We start from the raw sequence: 14209 nt of genomic DNA on the forward strand, positions 1-14209 counted from the left end.
GTGATGGGAGGACAGGGATCAACATGACGACCACCGCCGATACCGCCGCCAGCCGCACCCTGACGATCAGCCACGTCCTGGACGCGCCGGCCTCGCTCGTCTTCCGGGCCTGGACCGACCCGGCGCAGCTGCCGAGCTTCTGGGGGCCGCACGGCATGACGACGCCCTTCGTGGAGATGGACCTGCGGCCGGGCGGCGCGTTCCGCACGCTGATGCGCGCGCCGGACGGCGCGGAGTACCCGACCTCCGGCGTGTTCCTGGAGATTGCGGAGAACCGGCGGCTGGTCTTCACCGACGCCTATGAGGCAGGCTTCGTGCCGGCCGCCAAGCCCTTCTTCACCGCCGTCATTACCTTCGAAGACCAGGGCAGTGGCAAGACCCTGCTGACCGCGGAGGCGCGCCATTGGCGGGACGAGGACCGCGACGCTCATGAGAACATGGGCTTTCACGACGGCTGGGGGCAGAGCCTGGAGCGGCTGGCCAACCATCTCGCCACCCTTCAAAACACGAAGTGACCATCGAATAATCATAGGGGGAGAAAACGATATGAGCACGACCGACACCGAATTCCCGGCCGTTCCCAAGGACCTGCCGCCGCTGGTCGGCGGGGTGGTTCCGCACCTGACGCTCAGCGACGCCGCCGCGGCGATCGACTTCTACACGCGGGCCTTCGGCGCGCAGGAGCTGGCCCGCATTCCGGCCCAGGACGGCAAGCGGCTGATGCACGCCCATTTGCGGATCAACGGCAGCTCGATCATGTTCAACGACGCCTTCGCCGAATGCGGGCAGGGGCTGGTGCCGCCGCAGGCTTTCGCGCTACACCTCCAGGTGGACGATGTCCAGGTGTGGTGGACGCGCGCGGTGGAGGCGGGGGCCGAGGTGGCGATGCCCTTGCAGGACATGTTCTGGGGCGACCGCTACGGGCAGATCCGTGATCCCTTCGGCGTGACCTGGTCGCTGGCATCGCCGATCCGCTGATTGGAATTTGAGTTCACCACCAAGGCACCAAGACACCAAGAATCCACCACGCGCCGGGGGCGAGGACTCTTGGTGTCTTGGTGCCTTGGTGGTGAATCCTCACAACATGAACAGCGCGTCGCGCACCGCGATCAGGTGGGCGCGGATAACCTCGCGGGCGGTGGACGGGTCGCGGGCTTTCAGGGCGGCGACGATGGCACGGTGCTGTTTCTCATACAGGATGCGCCGCTCCGGCGTCAGGCTGCGCTGTTTCAGCACGTTCCATTCCGCGTTGTCGCGGATGCGGTTCAGGACGGCGTAGAAGGCGTCCAGCAGTTCGTTGCGGCAGGCGGCGATCACCGCGCGGTGCAGAGCGCCGTCCCAATGCTCGAACTCCGGGATCGAGCGCGCGGCTTCCGACTCCCGCAGGCAGCGCTCCATCTCCGCGAAGTCGGCCAACGTCGCGCGGGCGACGGCGAGGTCGGCGATGGCCGGCTCCAGCAGGATGCGGGCCTCCATCACCTCCGCCGGGCTGGCGTTCATGAAGGCGGCGGGCAGCAGCAGCGCCGACCCGTTCAGCGCCGACGCACCGTCCAGCTCCACCAGGAAGGTGCCGCGCCCGACGCCGCGGGCGATCCGCCCTTCCGATTCCAGCATGTCGAGCGCCCGGCGCACCGTGTTGCGCGCAAGGCCGAGCGATTCCGCCAGCATCCGCTCCGTTGGCAACTGCTCGCCAGGGCGCCACAGGCCGCTGGCGATGGCGCGCTGGAGATGGTCGTAGGCGATCTGCGCGCGGCCGAGCGTGTCGGGTGGTTTCACGGCGGAGATGGCCGACGAGTTGGGCATCGGGGGCTTGGACATCGGGCCGGTCCCCTGTTCGCGCGGGAGCGCACCAATGACGAACCATAAGGTCCGCCGGGGCCATGAGCCAATACGCTATATCGTGATACGAATAATCAGCCTTACGGATTATTGACGTACAACGCATATCTGCGACAGGATGAACCAACGGTGAGGCAATTTTGGACCGATAAGGTTCACCGAAAAACCAGTCACCCTTTCACAAAAGGAATGGGCATGAAACTGGCGACGATCAAAGAAATGTCGGGTCGCAGGGAGGACGGCGCACGGGCTGCGCTGGTGGACGCGGACAAGGGACGGGTGTGGCCCATCGAACCGCCGGCCTGGGCGCCCAAGCACTTCGGCATGGCGGACGTGATCCGGGGCTGGCGCGACCTGCGCGACAGCCTGCGGGCCGACGGGGACGGCATTCCCCTGTCGCAGGTGGAACTGCTTGCCCCCATTCCGCATCCCCGGCGCAACCTGATGTGCGTCGGCAAGAATTACTTCGACCACGCCCATGAATTCACGCGCTCCGGCTTCGACAGCAGCGCTTCGTCGGCCAAGGACGCGATCCCCGAACACCCGATCATCTTCACCAAGGTTCCGGAAACGGTGATCGGCCCCGGCGCCGCGATCCGCTACCCGCATGGCGTCAGCGACCAGATCGACTACGAGGTCGAGTTGGTCGTGGTGATCGGCCGGGCGGGGCGGGACATCCCGAAGGCGCAGGCCATGGACCACGTCTTCGGCTACACCATCGCCAACGACGTGACGGCCCGCGACATCCAGGCCCGGCACAAGCAGTGGTTCCTCGGCAAGTCGCTGGACACCTTCTGCCCGCTCGGCCCCTGGATCGTGACGGCGGACGAGGTCGACCTGTCTGACACGTCCGTGCGCACCTGGGTGAACGGGGAGCTTCGGCAGAACTCCAACACCCGCGAGCTGATCTTCGACGTGCCGACGCTGATCGAGACGATGTCGCGCGGCATCACCTTGCAGCCGGGCGACCTGATCCTGACCGGCACGCCGGCCGGGGTGGGCCTTGGCTTCACGCCGCCGAAATTCCTGAAGCCCGGCGACCGGGTGAAGCTGGAGATTGGCGGCATCGGCGTCCTGGAAAACACGCTGGAAGGCTGACCGCCATGGCGACGCTGACCGTGGAGCGCATGGCCGTGGAGGTGGACGGGCAGGGCGACCCGGTGCTGATGATCCACGGGTTGGGCGGAACCTCCAACAGCTTCACGCCGCAGGTCATGGGGCTGGGTGGCCGGTACCGGTTCATCCGGCCGGACCTGCCGGGCTCCGGCCGGTCGAAGACTCCGGAGGCGGCGCTGTCCGTCGGGCTGTTCGTCGCCAGCATGGCGAAGCTCTGCGGCGTGCTGGGCATCGAGCGGGCCCATGTGGTGGGGCATTCGCTGGGCACCATCGTGGCGCAGCATCTCGCAGTCGAGCATCCGGGGCTGGTGCGCTCCCTGACGCTGTTCGGGCCGCTGATGGCTCCGGCCGACGCCGGGCGGCAGGGCCTGCGCGACCGCGCCGCCAAGGCGCGGGACGAGGGCATGGCGCCCATCGCCGACGCCATCGTGCAGGGCTCGCTGTCCACCGACACGCGGGCGAGCCAGCCGGCGGTCGCCGCCTTCGTGCGGGAGTCGCTGATGCGCCAGTGCGCGGAGGGCTATGCGAAGACCTGCGAGGCGCTGGCCGGTGCGCAGGCCGCCGACCCGTCGCGCATCCGCGTGCGCACGGTGCTGGTCGCGGGTGACGAGGATGCGGTGGCCCCGGCCTCCGTCGCACGGACGATTTCCGACCGCATGAACGGCGCCGCCCCCGTTCGGGTGCTGCCCCGCTGCGGCCACTGGCAGACGCTGGAGCGCGCCGCCGACTGCACGGCGATCCTGAGGGAGGCGCTTCAGGGACGATAGACCGTTCGGCCGCTCCCCAAAACAGCCGCGACAGACGGCGCGGGGGCGCTTTCAGGGAGGAAACGATGGCGAACGTTCTGGTCACGAACGTGCGCATTCTCGACGGCACGGGCGAGTATCCCTACACCGGCGAGGTGCTGATCCAGGGCAACCGCATCCGGCGCGTGGCGCGCGGCCTGCGCAGCCTGCCGACCGTCGGCGCGACCGTCATCGACGGGGCCGGCGCCACGCTGATGCCCGGCATGACGGAGGCCCACACCCACTTCTCCTGGAACGACCAGCCGGACCTGGAATCCATCCAGCGCATGCCGCCGGAGGAGCACACGCTGTGGGCCGCCAAGGTCGCGAAGACCTACATCGACGCCGGCTTCACCTCCTGCGTCGGGGCGGCGGCGGCCAAGCCGCGGTTGGACGTGGTGGTGCGCAACGCCATCAACAGCGGCCTGATCCCGGGGCCGCGCTACCTCGCCAACGGGCAGGAGATCGCGACGACCGGCGGGCTGGGCGACACCTCGCCCCCGCACATCCCCGCGCCCGAACTCAGCTTCGGCTGGGTGGTGACCGGGCCGGAGGACATGCGGCGTGCCGTGCGCATGTTCATCAAGTACGGCGTGGACCTGCTGAAGCTGAACATCTCCGGCGAGGAGATCGCGGGTGTGGCCGCCGAGGAAACGCCCATGTGCGACGACGAGGTCGCCATGGCCGTGTCCGAGGCGCACCGGCGCGGCCGGCGGGTCTGCGCCCACGCGCGCTCCGCGGAATCGGTGAAGATGTGCGTCCGCCACGGGGTGGACATCATCTATCACGCCTCCTACGCCGACGAGGAGGCGCTGGACATGCTGGAGGCCGCCAAGGACCGCCACTTCGTGGCGCCGGCGCTCGCCTGGCTGTTCCGCACCGGGCGCGATGCGGGCCCCTGGGGGATCAGGCCGGACAGCCCCATCGCCATCAAGTACCAGCGCGAGGCGGAGATCGCCTGCGAGACCATGCGCAAGATGCTGAAGCGCGGCATCCGCGTGCTGCCCGGCGGCGACTACGGCTTCGCCTGGATCCCGCACGGTACCAACGCCAAGGACCTTGAATACTTCGTCGACCACTGCGGCTTCTCGACCATGGAGGCGATCGTCTCCACGACCAAGTGGGGCGGGGAAATCATGGGTCGCCCCGGGGAACTGGGGCAGATCAAGGAGGGCTACCTCGCCGACCTGATCCTGGTGGACGGCGATCCGGTGGCGAACATCCGCATCCTCCAGGACCGCACGCGCCTTCTGTTCGTCATGAAGGACGGCGAGTTCCACAAGGCCCCCGACATGGCCCCGCAGCGCAGCCGGTATGGGATGGGGGTGGTTGCGTGAGGGCTTCGACGCGCCTGCGGCGCAGCCCCCTCCCTAACCCTCCCCCTCTTCGAGGTGGAGGGGATTGGGCATCGCAGCACCCAAGCTCCCTCTCCCGCGAAGCGGGGGAGGGCGGGGGGAGGGGGCATTTGGCGAGGGCCTTGCGATGAAGCAATTCATCCTCACCACCCTCAACGGCCTCACCCTCGGGGCGCTGTATTTCCTGGTCGCCAGCGGCTTCACGCTGGTGTTCGGGCTGATGCGCAACGTCAACCTGGCGCACGGGGCGCTGTACCTGCTGGGCGCCTACGTCGGCTGGACGGTGGCGGACAAGGTGGAATACTGGCTGCTGGGCGTGGCGGCGGGCTTCGCGGCGACGGCGGTGCTCGGCCTGGGGCTCCAGCTGCTGATCTTCCGGCGGATGGAGGGGCAGGACCTGCGGCAGACGATGGTGACCATCGGCATCTCCATCGTGCTGGCCGACCTGATGCTGTGGTTCTGGGGCGGGGAGACCTACCAGTTTACCCCGCCGGAGGTCATCGACGGGTCGCTGCTGCTGCCCTTCACGCCGAACTGGCGCTACCCCAGCTACCGCATCGCGCTGCTGGTGGCCGCCGCGGCCATCGGGGTCGGGCTGTGGCTGTTCCTGAACCGCACCAAGGTCGGGATGATGATCCGCGCCGGGGTGGACGACCGCGCCATGCTGGCGGCGAGCGGAGTCAACGTGCAGCGCGTCTTCGCCATCACCTTCATGGTGGGCGCGGGTCTGGCCGGCTTCGCCGGCGTGGTCGGCGGCACCGCCCTGTCCATCGCGCCGGGCGAGGACGTGCGTTACCTGCTGGCCTCCCTGATCGTGGTGATCGTCGGCGGCCTGGGCAGCATCACCGGCGCGGCGGTCGGCGCGCTGATCATCGGGCTGGCCGAGCAGTACGGGCTCGCCTACTCCCCCACCTACGGGGCGGTCTACACCTTCCTGATCCTGGTGGCGGCGCTGGCGCTGCGGCCGCAAGGGTTGATGGGGCGCCGGGCATGACCATCGCCATCCAAGACACGACTGTCAGGTCTCCGACGAACCTCGCCCTGCACGGGCGCATCGCCAAGTATGGGCTGCTGGGGCTGGCGCTGCTGGCCTACCCGCTGATGGCGAGCGATTTCTGGATCGTGCAGATCGGCGCGCAGACGCTGTTCATGGGCACCATCGCGCTGTCGCTGATGTGGCTGGGCGGCTATGGCGGCATGGTCAGTTTGGCGCAGCTGACCTTCGCCGGTGTGGCGGCCTACATGGTCGCGGTATTCGGCGTGTCGAACCGGCCGGACATCTCGCTGGGCTGGGAGTGGTGGGCGGCGATCCCCGTGGCGCTGCTGATCGCCACGGCCTTCGCCACCATCACCGGCATGCTCGCGGCGCGGACCGAGGGCATCTACACCATCATGATCACGCTGGCGATCGCGGTGGCCTTCTCCCTGTTCTGCCGGCAGAACTACGCGATCTTCAACGGCTTCGCCGGCTTCGCCGGGCTGAAGCCGCCCAGCCTCTTCGGCCTGAATCTCCGGGCGCCGCTGCCCTTCTACTACCTCAGCCTCGCCTTCGCGGCGGCGGCTTACGCGGGCGTCGTCTATGTGACGCGGTCGACCTTCGGGCTCGCCTTGCAGGCGGTGCGCGACAACCCGCGGCGCATGCGGGCCATCGGCTTCAACGTCTACGCCCACCGGGTCGCCGCCTACGCCATGTCCGGCCTGCTGGCCGCCGTCGGGGGGCTGTTGCTGGCCTGGTTCAACGGGCGCATCTCCCCGGGTTCCATCGCCGCGGGACCCTGCATCAACGTGCTGGTCATGGCGGTGCTGGGCGGCATGGTGCACCCGGTCGGCCCCTATGTCGGGGCGCTGGTCTTCATCCTGTTGCAGAACTTCGCGATCGACCTGATCGACCCCGAGCGCTTCAACCTCGTCATCGGGGTGGCCTTCCTGATCATCGTGCTGGCGTCGCCCGACGGGCTGGTCGGGCTGTGGCAGCGCATGACCCGGCGCAGGTCCGAGGGCCCGTCTTCACAACGATAAAATCTTGGGAGGGAACCATGGTGCGGAGCATTTGGGGGGTGCGGAGCGTAAGGGGTGCTTTCCTGGCCGCGACGATGCTGGCGGGGCTTTCCATCGCGGCGCCGGCCCAGGCGGCCGACAGCATCAAGGTGGGCGGCCTCGCCACGCTGGAGGGCGCCTTCACCGTGCTCGGCCAGGACGGGCTGCGCGGTCTGGAACTAGCGCTGAAGGAGGCGAACTACACTGCCGGCGGCAAGAAGATCGAGTTGGTCAAGGGCTCGTCCGACGCCACGCCGGACAGCGCCATCCGCGCCGCCCGCAAGCTGGTGGAGCAGGACAAGGTCGACATCCTGGTCGGACCGCTGTCCGGCGACGAGGGCGTGGCGATGCGCGACTTCGCCAAGACGCACCCGAACGTGACCTTCATCAACGGTTCGTCGGCGGCCCAGGACACCACGCTGCGCAACCCCGCGCCCAACTTCTACCGCTTCAACACCGACGGCGTTCAGTGGGCGGCCGGCCTCGGCGACTACAGCGCCAAGACCAAGGGCTACAAGCGCGTCGTCACCGTGGCGGAGGACTACGGCTTTCCCTACAGCCAGGTGATGGGCTTCATGCTGGAGTTCTGCAAGGCCGGCGGCAAGGTCGCGGACAAGTTCTGGGTGCCCATCGGCAACAAGGACTTCTCCTCCATCATCGCGAAGATCCCGGACAACATCAACGCCATCTACGTGGCGCTGGGCGGCGCCGACGCCACCAACTTCCTGACGCAGTACGAGCAGTCCGGCGGCGACAAGCCGATGATCGCCGGCTCCATCACCGTGGACCAGACCGTGCTGGGCGCCAAGGGCAAGCGGCGCAGCTACCTGATCGGCACGCCGTCGGCCGGTCCCATCGCCGACACCTGGGACGACGCCAAGTGGAAGCAGTTCGTCGCCGACTACAAGAAGGCCTTCCCGGACGGCCTGCCGTCGCCCTCGCTGTTCGCGCACGCCTACTACCTCGCCGGCAAGGCGATGGTCGCCGGGCTGAACGAGGTGAAGGGCGACCTCGGTGACGGGGAGAAGAAGTTCCAGGCGGCACTCGCAAAGCTGACGATGGACACGCCGACCGGCAAGGTCAGCCTGGACAAGAACCGGCAGGCCGTCGCCGACATCTTCCTGACCGAGGTGGTCGAAGGGCCGAACAACACGCTGATGAACAAGGTCGTGAAGGTCATCCCGCAGGTGAACCAGACCATGGGCATGGACGAGGCGGAGTTCCTGAAGCTCGGCCCCGCCAGCCGCGACAACCCGGAGTGCCGGTAGGCTGAATCCCCTCTCCCCTCTGGGGAGAGGGTTAGAGTGAGGGGGTTGCGCTTTTGCCGGACGTACCAAGGCGGCGGGACCCCCTCACCCCGCCCCTCTCCCCAGAGGGGAGAGGGAGAAAAAGGATCCCCATGCAACGCGCCGAACGCCTGAAATCCGTCGCATCATCCAACGCGCTGGAACTGTCCGGGGTCAGCCGGGTGTTCGGCGCGCTGGTGGCGGTGGACAACGTGACCTTCTCCGTTACGGCGGGGGAGCGGCGGGCGATCCTCGGCTCCAACGGGGCGGGGAAGACGACGCTGTTCAACACCATCACCGGCGACTTCCCGCCGTCGAACGGCCGCATCCGCTTCTTCGGGGAGGACATCACCGAACTGCCCCCCTATGAGCGCATCCGGCGTGGCCTGCGGCGCACCTACCAGAACTCCCAGCTGTTCCGCGGGTTGCCGGTGCTGGACAACCTGTACCTCGCGGTGCGCGGGGTGGGGCGGCGGCGCATGAGCCTGCTGCGGCCGGGGGAGGACCATCCGGCGCGCATCGCCGCGCGGCAGCTTGCCCACGCCATCCACCTGGAGGAGGTCGCCGACCGCCCGGTGTCGGAGCTGTCGCACGGGCAGCAGCGGCAGCTGGAGATCGGCATGGCGCTGGCCGGCGCCCCCCGCTTCATCCTGTTCGACGAGCCCGCTGCCGGCCTCAGCCCCGCGGAGCGGCGCGAACTGGTGGACATCCTGAAGGCTCTGCCCAGCCACATCGGCTTCATCATCATCGAGCACGATTTGGCGGTCGCCTTGCAGGTCGCGGAGACGGTGACCGTCATGCACCAGGGCCGCGTCTTCAAGCACGGCCTGCCCGCGGACATCGAGACGGACCCCGAGGTGCAGAAGATCTACCTGGGAGGGCGGCATGGCTGAACCGATCCTCCAGGTCTCCGACCTCCACGTCTACTACGGCCAGTCGCACGCCTTGCAGGGCGTGACGCTGCGGCTCGACGGCGGCGTGCTGGCGGTGGTCGGGCGCAACGGCATGGGCAAGACCACGCTGTGCAACGCCATCATGGGCATGGTGCGGGCGCAGCGCGGGTCGGTGCGGGTGCTGGGGCAGGAGATCCTGGGCCTCGCCCCCAACGACGTGGTGGCGCACCGCGTCGGCTATGTCCCGCAGGGCCGCCGCGTCTGGCCGTCGCTCAGCGTCGACGAGCATCTGCGGCTGGTCGCCGGCTCCAAGGGGCCATGGACGGTGGAGCGCGTCTACGAGGCCTTCCCCCGCCTGAAGGAGCGCCGCAACAACGGCGGCGGGCAGCTGTCGGGCGGTGAGCAGCAGATGCTCGCCATCGGCCGGGCGCTGCTGGCGAACCCCCGCCTACTGATCATGGACGAGCCGACCGAGGGCCTTGCCCCCGTGATCGTGGAGCAGGTCGCCGCCATGCTGAAGCGGCTGGGCGGCGAGGCCGAGATCAGCGTGCTGCTGGTCGAGCAGAATCTGGGCGTGGCGCTGGACGTGGCCTCCCGCGTCGCGGTGATGGTCAACGGCCGCATCGCGCGGGAGCTTCCCTCCGCCGAGCTGGCCCGCGATCCGGAGCTGCAACGCCGCCTGATCGGCGTCGGCAGCCACGGGCACGAGGACGAAGTTGCCACCGACGTCGCTCCCGCCGCGGAACCCGAACCGGAAGTGCGCGCCTACGTCGTCCGCCGCGCCGCCGCGGAGATCGCCGGCGTTCCGACCATCGACCTGCCGATGGAGGAGCCGGTCGTCAGCATCGCCCGCGCGCCGACCCGCTGGGGCTCCGGCAGCCGAACTGCTGCACGCCCAGCGCCCGAGCCCGTGACCGTCGCCGAAGACGCGGTTCCGCGCGAGATGGCGGTGTCCATTGCTCAAACCATCGGGCGCGCGGCCTACATCGCCGGCACCTTCGACACCAAGGCAAAGGAGCTGTTCTTCCTGAAGAACCGCATCGAGAAGCTGGGGCTGAGCACCGTCACCGTGGACCTTTCCACCTCCGGCCGACCGAGCCCGGCCGACGTCGGCCCGCAGGAGGTCGCGCGGCACCATCCCAGGGGATCCGCGGCGGTCTTCACCGGCGACCGCGGGTCGTCCGTCGCGGCGATGGCGGAGGCGTTCGAGCGCTTCGTCCTGACCCGCCGCGACGTCGGCGGGCTGATTTCCGCCGGCGGCTCCGGGGCGACGTCACTCGCCACGCCGGCCATGCGGCGGCTTGCGGTGGGGGTGCCGAAGGTGATGGTCTCCACCGTCGCCAGCGGCGACGTGAAGGGCTATGTCGGGCCATCGGACCTCTGCATGATGCACTCCGTCACCGACGTGCAGGGCATCAACCGCATCTCCGAACAGGTGCTGTCCAATGCCGCCCACGCGCTGGCCGGCATGATCGCCCACCGCCCGCGCAGCGTGATGGCCGACAAGCCCGCCGTGGGCCTGACCATGTTCGGCGTGACCACCCCCTGCGTCCAGATGGTCCAGCGGGCGCTGGAGGAGCGGTACGACTGCCTGGTCTTCCACGCCACGGGCACCGGCGGGCAGTCCATGGAAAAGCTGGTGGATTCGCGTCTGCTGGCCGGCGTCATCGACGTGACGACGACCGAGGTCGCCGACCACGTCATGGGCGGGGTGATGAGCGCGGGCGAGGGGAGGCTGGACTCCATCATCCGCACGCGGGTGCCCTATGTCGGCTCCTGCGGAGCGCTGGACATGGTCAACTGGGGGCCGATCGACACGGTGCCCGCCCAGTACAAGGGCCGGAATCTCTACCGCCACAACCCGCAGGTGACGCTGATGCGCACCACGGCGGAGGAGAACGCCCGCATGGGCCGCTGGATCGGCGAGAAGCTGAACCGCATGGACGGCCCCGTCCGCTTCCTGATCCCGGAGGGCGGCGTGTCGCTGATCGACGCGCCGGGCAAGCCCTTCCACGACCCTGCCGCCGATGCGGCGCTTTTCCGCGCGCTGGAGGAAACGGTGCGGCCCGGCCCGAACCGCAAGCTGATCCGGCTGCCCATGAACATCAACGACCCGGCGTTCGCAGAGGCCCTGGTGAAGGCCTTCGGGGAGGTGATGGGATGACCTGGGAGAGCGCCAAGCGTTGGGCCCCCACCCAACCCTCCCCCACTTCGCGGGGGAGGGCTTTCAGGGACGTGCGGCGGAGTTCCCTCCCCCGTCGAAGATGGGGGAGGGTTAGGGAGGGGGCCCAGCGCGTGCACTCCACCATCCACGAGAAGGCGACCCGATGCCCCGCATAGCCCGCCAGACCATCCTTGATACGTTCCGCGCCAAGATCGCGCGGGGGGAGCCCATCGTCGGCGGCGGGGCCGGAACCGGCCTGTCCGCCAAGTGCGAGGAGGCTGGGGGGATCGACCTGATCGTCATCTACAACTCCGGCCGCTACCGGATGGCCGGGCGCGGGTCGCTCGCCGGGCTGCTCGCCTACGGCAACGCCAACGAGATCGTCGTGGAGATGGCGCGGGAGGTGCTGCCGGTCGTCAAGCACACGCCCGTGCTGGCCGGCGTCAATGGCACCGACCCCTTCATGATCCGCGGCCATTTCCTGCGGAGGCTCGCCGACCTGGGCTTCTCCGGCGTGCAGAACTTCCCGACCGTGGGGCTGATCGACGGCACCTTCCGGGCGAACCTGGAGGAGACCGGCATGGGCTATGGGCTGGAGGTGGACATGATTCGCGCCGCCCATGAACTGGACCTGCTGACCACCCCCTACGTCTTCTCCGGAGGGGAGGCGGAGGCGATGGCGGGCGCGGGGGCGGACATCGTCGTCTGCCACATGGGCCTGACCACCGGCGGCAGCATCGGGGCGGAGACGGCGAAGACGCTGGACCAGTGCGCCGAGGATATCAACGCTTGGATTGCCGCCGCCAAGCGCGTGCGCAAGGACGTCATCGCGCTGTGCCACGGCGGCCCCATCAGCATGCCCGAGGACGCCGCCTTCATCCTGGACCGCTGCCCGGACTGCGACGGCTTCTACGGAGCGTCCAGCATGGAACGTCTGCCGGTCGAGACGGCGCTGACCGAACAGACGCGGGCCTTCACGGCCATGAAGCGCAAGGCACGAGAGTAACAGGCCAAAGTAAAAAGGGAGGACCCCCATGTCCGGAGAAACGATCGGCGCGTTGATCGCCTGGTTGGTCGTCATCGCCATCGTCGTGGCGGTCGTGGCCTACTTCCTCTACTTCTTCTACCGACGATCCACGAAGGAGGTCAGCTTCGTGCGCACCGGCCTCGGCGGGCAGCGGGTGGTGGTCAACGGCGGGGCCGTCGTGCTGCCAATCATCCACGACCTGACGTTGGTCAACATGTCCACCCTGCGGCTGGAGGTGCGCCGCGCGCGGGAGCAGGCGCTGATCACCCGCGACCGCATGCGCGTGGACGTCATCGCGGAGTTCTACGTCCGCGTCGCCCCGACGCCGGAGGCCATCTCCATCGCCGCCCAGACGCTGGGCTCCCGCACCATGAAGGCGGAAGGGCTGAAGGAACTGGTGGAAGGCCGCTTCGTCGACGCGCTGCGCGCCGTCGCCGCCGAGATGAGCATGGAGGAGATGCACGTCAAACGCGGCGACTACGTGAAGCGCGTCCGCGCGTCCGTCGCCGAGGGGCTGGCGCTGAACGGGTTGGAGCTGGAAAGCGTGTCGCTGACCAGCCTCGACCAGACGCCGATGGAATACTTCAACCCCTCCAACGCCTTCGACGCGGAGGGCCTGACCCGCCTGACGCAGGAGATCGAGCAGCGCAAGAAGGTGCGAAACGACATCGAGCAGGACACGGCCATCCAGATCCGCAACAAGAACCTGGAGGCCGAGAAGCTGATGCTGGACATCGAGCGGGAGTCCGAATACGCCCGCCTGTCGCAGGAACGCGAGCTGGAAATCCGCCGCGCCATGCAGCGCGCCGAACTCGCCCGCGAACGGGCCGAGCAGGACCGCAGCGCCGAGGAGGCCCAGCTGACCGCCCGCGAGCAGGTGGAGCGCATCCGCATCCAGACCGAACGCCGCCTGGAGGAGGAACGCATCCAGCGCGAACGCGAGGTGCAGCGGCTGGAGGTGGACCGCCGCAAGTCGCTGGAATTGGCGGAGCAGGAGCGGCAGATCGCCGTCGCCGAACAGTCCCGCGCCCAGTCGGAAGCTCTGGCCCGCGCCGAGGAGGCCCGCGCGCTGGCCGTTGCCGCCGAGGAGAAGGTCTTCTCCGCCCGCGAGATCGAGCAGGCGGAGCGGCGCAAGCAGATCGAGCTGATTGCGGCGGTGCAGGAGGCCCAGCGCGACGCCGTCCGCCTGCGAACGGAGGCCGAGGCCGAACGGCTGGCCGCCATGGACCGCGCCGAATCCTGGCGCATCGCCGCGGAGGCGGAAGCGGAGGCCGACAAGATCCGCGCGCTGGCCGCCCGCCTGCGCTACGAGATCGAGGCTGAGGGCGCGCGCCAGATGAACGAGGCGCAGAACGTGCTGACGCCGGACAGCCGCAGCTCCGCCATGCGGCTGAAGCTGATCGACAAGCTGGAGGCCATCATCCGCGAGAGCGTGCGCCCCATGGAGCGGATCGAGGGCATCAAGATCCTGCATGTGGACGGGCTGGGCATGAACGGGCACCATGCCAACGGCGACGGCAACGGTGCGGGGATCGCGGACTCCGTGGTCAACTCCGCGCTGCGCTACCGCGCCCAGGCGCCGCTGGTCGACCAGCTGCTGCGGGAGATCGGCATCGAGGGCGTGGACATCAACAAGCTCGCCGGCGGCCTCAACCACCGCGCGCTGGCCGAGCCGGAAGATGGAACGAAGCATTGATCGGCAAGGGG

Annotated in this window: 13 protein-coding genes; 12 read left to right on the forward strand and 1 reads right to left on the reverse strand. The window is 68.8% G+C overall.

Annotation, left to right across the window (positions count from 1 at the left end):
- Positions 1-23: 23 nt before the first annotated feature.
- Both J2851_RS04745 and J2851_RS04750 read left to right on the forward strand, forming a co-directional pair.
- A complete protein-coding gene (locus tag J2851_RS04745; protein WP_209764582.1) occupies positions 24-515 on the forward strand; it encodes an SRPBCC family protein in 492 nt (163 codons plus the stop codon).
- 31 nt (positions 516-546) lie between these two features.
- Positions 547-978 (forward strand): VOC family protein, encoded by a 432-nt coding sequence (locus J2851_RS04750; protein ID WP_209764583.1) that lies wholly within the window; start codon positions 547-549, stop codon positions 976-978.
- A gap of 99 nt (positions 979-1077) precedes the next feature.
- On the opposite strand, the gene J2851_RS04755 is transcribed toward J2851_RS04750, so the two are convergent.
- Complete coding sequence (locus J2851_RS04755) at positions 1078-1818, reverse strand: FadR/GntR family transcriptional regulator (protein WP_209764584.1); 741 nt, start codon at positions 1816-1818, stop codon at positions 1078-1080.
- A 240-nt stretch (positions 1819-2058) separates the two neighbouring features.
- On the opposite strand from J2851_RS04755, the gene J2851_RS04760 reads away from it, so the two are divergent.
- From J2851_RS04760 to J2851_RS04810, 10 genes are all read left to right on the forward strand, one after another.
- Complete coding sequence (locus J2851_RS04760) at positions 2059-2937, forward strand: fumarylacetoacetate hydrolase family protein (protein ID WP_246500406.1); 879 nt, start codon at positions 2059-2061, stop codon at positions 2935-2937.
- Positions 2938-2942: 5 nt separating this feature from the next.
- Entirely contained in the window at positions 2943-3722 is a 780-nt protein-coding gene (locus J2851_RS04765) for an alpha/beta fold hydrolase (RefSeq protein ID WP_209764588.1), read from the forward strand.
- Positions 3723-3787: 65 nt separating this feature from the next.
- Positions 3788-5077 carry a metal-dependent hydrolase family protein gene (locus J2851_RS04770; protein WP_209764590.1) on the forward strand — a complete coding sequence of 430 codons (1290 nt, stop codon included), beginning with the start codon at positions 3788-3790 and terminating at the stop codon, positions 5075-5077.
- A 145-nt stretch (positions 5078-5222) separates the two neighbouring features.
- Entirely contained in the window at positions 5223-6089 is an 867-nt protein-coding gene (locus J2851_RS04775; protein WP_209764591.1) for a branched-chain amino acid ABC transporter permease, read from the forward strand.
- A complete protein-coding gene (locus J2851_RS04780) occupies positions 6086-7114 on the forward strand; it encodes a branched-chain amino acid ABC transporter permease (protein ID WP_209764592.1) in 1029 nt (342 codons plus the stop codon). The genes J2851_RS04775 and J2851_RS04780 overlap by 4 nt, the downstream gene beginning before the upstream one ends.
- A gap of 17 nt (positions 7115-7131) precedes the next feature.
- Positions 7132-8400 (forward strand): ABC transporter substrate-binding protein, encoded by a 1269-nt coding sequence (locus J2851_RS04785; protein WP_209764593.1) that lies wholly within the window; start codon positions 7132-7134, stop codon positions 8398-8400.
- A gap of 131 nt (positions 8401-8531) precedes the next feature.
- A complete protein-coding gene (locus J2851_RS04790) occupies positions 8532-9311 on the forward strand; it encodes an ABC transporter ATP-binding protein (RefSeq protein WP_209764594.1) in 780 nt (259 codons plus the stop codon).
- Positions 9304-11475: an ABC transporter permease gene (locus J2851_RS36490; RefSeq protein ID WP_307418836.1), complete on the forward strand. Its 2172-nt coding sequence runs from the start codon at positions 9304-9306 to the stop codon at positions 11473-11475. Before J2851_RS04790 ends, J2851_RS36490 begins: the two co-directional genes overlap by 8 nt.
- 163 nt (positions 11476-11638) lie before the next feature.
- Positions 11639-12481, forward strand: coding sequence for a phosphoenolpyruvate hydrolase family protein (locus J2851_RS04805; protein WP_209764595.1), 843 nt, complete (start codon positions 11639-11641; stop codon positions 12479-12481).
- 28 nt (positions 12482-12509) lie between these two features.
- Positions 12510-14198 (forward strand): flotillin family protein, encoded by a 1689-nt coding sequence (locus tag J2851_RS04810; RefSeq protein ID WP_209764596.1) that lies wholly within the window; start codon positions 12510-12512, stop codon positions 14196-14198.
- Positions 14199-14209 lie beyond the last annotated feature (11 nt).

This window comes from Azospirillum rugosum (genome assembly GCF_017876155.1).
Classification (GTDB): Bacteria; Pseudomonadota; Alphaproteobacteria; order Azospirillales; family Azospirillaceae; genus Azospirillum; species Azospirillum rugosum.

Excerpts from the sequence above, each read along its gene's own strand:
- J2851_RS04745 (WP_209764582.1), top strand. The coding sequence starts at position 24 with ATGACGACCACCGCCGATACCGCCGCCAGCCGCACCCTGACGATCAGC.
- J2851_RS04750 (WP_209764583.1), top strand. The coding sequence starts at position 547 with ATGAGCACGACCGACACCGAATTCCCGGCCGTTCCCAAGGACCTGCCG.
- J2851_RS04755 (WP_209764584.1), bottom strand. The coding sequence starts at position 1,818 with ATGTCCAAGCCCCCGATGCCCAACTCGTCGGCCATCTCCGCCGTGAAA.
- J2851_RS04760 (WP_246500406.1), top strand. The coding sequence starts at position 2,059 with ATGTCGGGTCGCAGGGAGGACGGCGCACGGGCTGCGCTGGTGGACGCG.
- J2851_RS04765 (WP_209764588.1), top strand. The coding sequence starts at position 2,943 with ATGGCGACGCTGACCGTGGAGCGCATGGCCGTGGAGGTGGACGGGCAG.
- J2851_RS04770 (WP_209764590.1), top strand. The coding sequence starts at position 3,788 with ATGGCGAACGTTCTGGTCACGAACGTGCGCATTCTCGACGGCACGGGC.
- J2851_RS04775 (WP_209764591.1), top strand. The coding sequence starts at position 5,223 with ATGAAGCAATTCATCCTCACCACCCTCAACGGCCTCACCCTCGGGGCG.
- J2851_RS04780 (WP_209764592.1), top strand. The coding sequence starts at position 6,086 with ATGACCATCGCCATCCAAGACACGACTGTCAGGTCTCCGACGAACCTC.
- J2851_RS04785 (WP_209764593.1), top strand. The coding sequence starts at position 7,132 with ATGGTGCGGAGCATTTGGGGGGTGCGGAGCGTAAGGGGTGCTTTCCTG.
- J2851_RS04790 (WP_209764594.1), top strand. The coding sequence starts at position 8,532 with ATGCAACGCGCCGAACGCCTGAAATCCGTCGCATCATCCAACGCGCTG.
- J2851_RS36490 (WP_307418836.1), top strand. The coding sequence starts at position 9,304 with ATGGCTGAACCGATCCTCCAGGTCTCCGACCTCCACGTCTACTACGGC.
- J2851_RS04805 (WP_209764595.1), top strand. The coding sequence starts at position 11,639 with ATGCCCCGCATAGCCCGCCAGACCATCCTTGATACGTTCCGCGCCAAG.
- J2851_RS04810 (WP_209764596.1), top strand. The coding sequence starts at position 12,510 with ATGTCCGGAGAAACGATCGGCGCGTTGATCGCCTGGTTGGTCGTCATC.